General features: G+C 71.1%; 3 protein-coding genes. All 3 read right to left on the bottom strand.

All coding sequences use genetic code 11. The annotated features are described in order from the left end of the window. Nucleotides 1-115: 115 nt before the first annotated feature. Nucleotides 116-457, bottom strand: a complete 342-nt coding sequence (locus ACZ38L_RS28200; protein WP_465698425.1) for a hypothetical protein — start codon at nucleotides 455-457, stop codon at nucleotides 116-118. Between the two features lie 100 nt (nucleotides 458-557). Next, nucleotides 558-2,015: an aldehyde dehydrogenase family protein gene (locus ACZ38L_RS28195; protein WP_465698423.1), complete on the bottom strand. Its 1,458-nt coding sequence runs from the start codon at nucleotides 2,013-2,015 to the stop codon at nucleotides 558-560. Nucleotides 2,016-2,062: 47 nt separating this feature from the next. Then, nucleotides 2,063-2,929: a helix-turn-helix domain-containing protein gene (locus ACZ38L_RS28190; RefSeq protein ID WP_465698421.1), complete on the bottom strand. Its 867-nt coding sequence runs from the start codon at nucleotides 2,927-2,929 to the stop codon at nucleotides 2,063-2,065. Nucleotides 2,930-3,018: the final 89 nt, after the last annotated feature.

Raw genomic sequence — 3,018 nt, 5'->3', positions numbered from 1 at the left:
GCACCACCACGTGAGGGGATTTCCACAGACGTGTTTGGGGTGGTAGGGGGGAGACTGCCCGAAACACAGGGGATCCGCCACGGAACGGCGGGTCCCCGGGCCGGATCCGTCGTGCTCAGTGCGCGGAGTGTTTCTCGGCGCCCCGGTGCCGGTGGCCCTTGAGCTCGGCGTGGGCCGGCAGCCCGCCGGTCAGTGCCCGCTGCTCGGGTGCCCGCCGCCCGCCGTGGCTGAAGGCGGGCTCGCCGGCCAGCGCCGCGTACGTGCCGTACGCCGCGGGGGCCGGGGCGGTGCCCGCGGCGGGGGTGTGCAGCGCGGGGCCGAACCCGCGCCTCCTACCGGTCGCGGCGGCCGCCATGCCGCGGCGCTCCAACAGTTCCTGGGTGCCCTGACGGAGCTTGGCCGTGCTGAGCTTGCTCGCGCGGGCCTTGGTCGTACCGCCCGTCGATCGCCTGGTCATCCTGGGCCTCCCATCAACGCCTTTCTGCGATGGTATGTCCAGTTATGGAAGCTTTCACCCGGTCGGCGCAGAACCCGGTCGCCCCGGAGACGGGCAGCACTCAGAACGGGAAGCGGCTGCGCCCGTGCTGGATGGAGATCCACTTCAGTGTGGTGAAGGCGTCCACCGTGGACTCGCCGTTGAGCCGGCCCAGCCCGGAGTTCTTCTCGCCGCCGAACGGCACGATCGCCTCGTCGTGGATGGTCCCGTCGTTGACGTGGATCATGCCGGTCTCGATCCGTTTCGCCACCCGGACGCCCCGCTCGGTGTCCCCGGTGTGCACCGCGCCGCTCAGCCCGAACGGCGTGTCGTTGGCCAGCGCCACCGCCTCGTCCTCGCCGTCGAACGGCACCAGCAGGACCACCGGCCCGAACAGCTCCCGCCGCAGGATCGGCGCGTCCGGGGCCAGGCCGGTCAGCACCACCGGCTCCATCAGGGTGCCCACCGTGCTGCCGCGCAGCAGCACCGTCGCGCCGTCCGCCACCGCCTGGTCCACCTGCGCGGTCAGCGCGTCGGCCTGCACGCTGTTGATCAGCGGGCCGAGCTGGGTGGCCGGGTCCTTCGGGTCGCCGACGGTGAGCGAGGCGACCTTGGCGACGAACTTCTCGGTGAACTCGGCCAGCACAGCGCGGTCCACCAGCACCCGGTTGGCAGCCATGCAGACCTGGCCCTGGTGGGCGAAGCGGCTGAAGACCGCGGCGTCCACCGCGTAGTCGAGGTCGGCGTCGTCCAGCACGATCAGCGCGCTGTTGCCGCCGAGCTCCAGGATCGAGCGCTTGAAGTGCGAGGCCGCCACGGTGGCGACGTGCCGACCGACCCGGTCCGAGCCGGTGAACGCGATCACCTTGGGCACCGGGTGCTCCAGCAGCGCGTCCCCGATCTCGGCGATGTCGGTGACCACCACGTTGAGCAGGCCCGCCGGCAGGCCGGCCTGCTCGAAGATCCTGGCGACCAGGGTGCCGCCGACGATCGGGGCGTCCTGGTGCGGCTTGAGCACCACCGCGTTGCCCAGCGCCAGCGCCGGGGCGACCGCCTTGACGGAGAGGAAGAGCGGGAAGTTGAAGGGGCTGATCACGCCGACCACGCCGACGGGCAGGCGGTAGAGCCGGTTCTCCTTGCCGTCCACCGGCGAGGGCAGCACCCGGCCCTCGGCGCGCAGCGACAGCTGCATCGCCTCGCGCAACAGGTCCTTGGTGAGCCCGAGTTCGAAGCCGGCCTTGAGATGGGTGCCGCCCAGCTCGGCGATGATGGTGTCGGTGATCTCCCGCTCGTGCTCCTCGATCACCCGCAGCGCGCGCTCGAAGACCAGCCGACGCTCGTACGGGTTGACTCCGGCCCACTCCCGCTGGGCGGCCTCGGCCGCCCGGTAGGCCTGGTCCACCTCGTCGACGGTCGCCACGGTGATCGAGGCGAGCTTCTCCCCGTTGTACGGGTTGAGGTCGACGATGTCCCAGGAACCGCTACCGGGATGCCACCGCCCGGCGATGTACTGCTGCGAGAGTTCCGAAAAATAGGACACCCGACTCCCCTTCACACGTCCTGATGAACACTCATCCTACCGATGGGTCAGGCCTCTTGAAGGAGACTGGTCAGAAGCCGCCTGCTGTCCTCCGGTGACAGACTGTCGGCGCGCAGCCGGTCCAGGGTCGCGGTGTACTCGGCCACCTCGCGCGGTCGGTCCAGGTAGAGCGCGGTGGTGAACTGCTCCAGGTAGACCAGTTCCGGCAGGTCGGGCTCGGGAAAGCCCAGCACCGAGAAGGCGCCGCTCTCCGCGGCCAGCCCGTCGAAGCCCAGCGGCATCACCTGGAGCAGCACGTTGGGCCGCTCGGAGAGCCGCAGCAGCTGCTCCAGCTGCCCGCGCATCACCTCCGGCCCGCCGCACGGCCGGCGCAGCGCGGCCTCGTCCACCACGGCCACCAGCTGCGGCGCCCGTTCGGCGGTGAGCAGCAGCTGCCGGCGCAGCCGCACCTCGACCCGGCGCTCGATCTCGCTCGTGGTGCCGCCCGGCAGGCCGAGCCGGATCACCGCCCGGGCGTACCCCTCGGTCTGCAGCAGCCCGGGGACGAACTGCACCTCGTAGGAGGCGATCGAGCAGGCGGCCTCCTCGAAGCCCAGGTAGGTCTGGAACCAGGACGGCAGCACGTCGGCGTAACCGTGCCACCACGGGGTCGCGTTGGCCTCCCGGACCAGGCCGAGCAGCGCGGCCCGTTCCCGCTCGTCGCCGACGCCGTAGAGGGTCAGCAGGTCGGCGACGTCCCGCTCCTTGAAACTGACCCGGCCCAGCTCCATCCGGGCGATCTTCGACCCGGAGGCCCGGATCTCGTACCCGGCGTCCTCCCGGGACACTCCCCTGGCCTCGCGCAGCCGCCGCAACTGGGAGCCCAGCAGCAGTCGGCGCACCGTGCCGCCGCTGCCGGTCTGCACCGTGCTCATTAGAGGACCATCCCTTCTGCAGCCCTCTTCGGTAGGGTTGTGACCTCTCGGTCCCGGTGGGTGCATGGCCAGTCGCGCGAGCCGTTCGT

The sequence above is a fragment of the Kitasatospora sp. NPDC024654 genome, assembly GCF_055559155.1.
The sequence above is the reverse complement of the archived record's forward strand: the minus strand, read 5'-3'. Positions and strand labels throughout refer to the sequence as shown.

What these genes read in the sequence shown, in the direction of transcription:
- ACZ38L_RS28200 (WP_465698425.1), bottom strand. Translation starts at nt 457, where the DNA reads ATGACCAGGCGATCGACGGGCGGTACGACCAAGGCCCGCGCGAGCAAG.
- ACZ38L_RS28190 (WP_465698421.1), bottom strand. Translation starts at nt 2,929, where the DNA reads ATGAGCACGGTGCAGACCGGCAGCGGCGGCACGGTGCGCCGACTGCTG.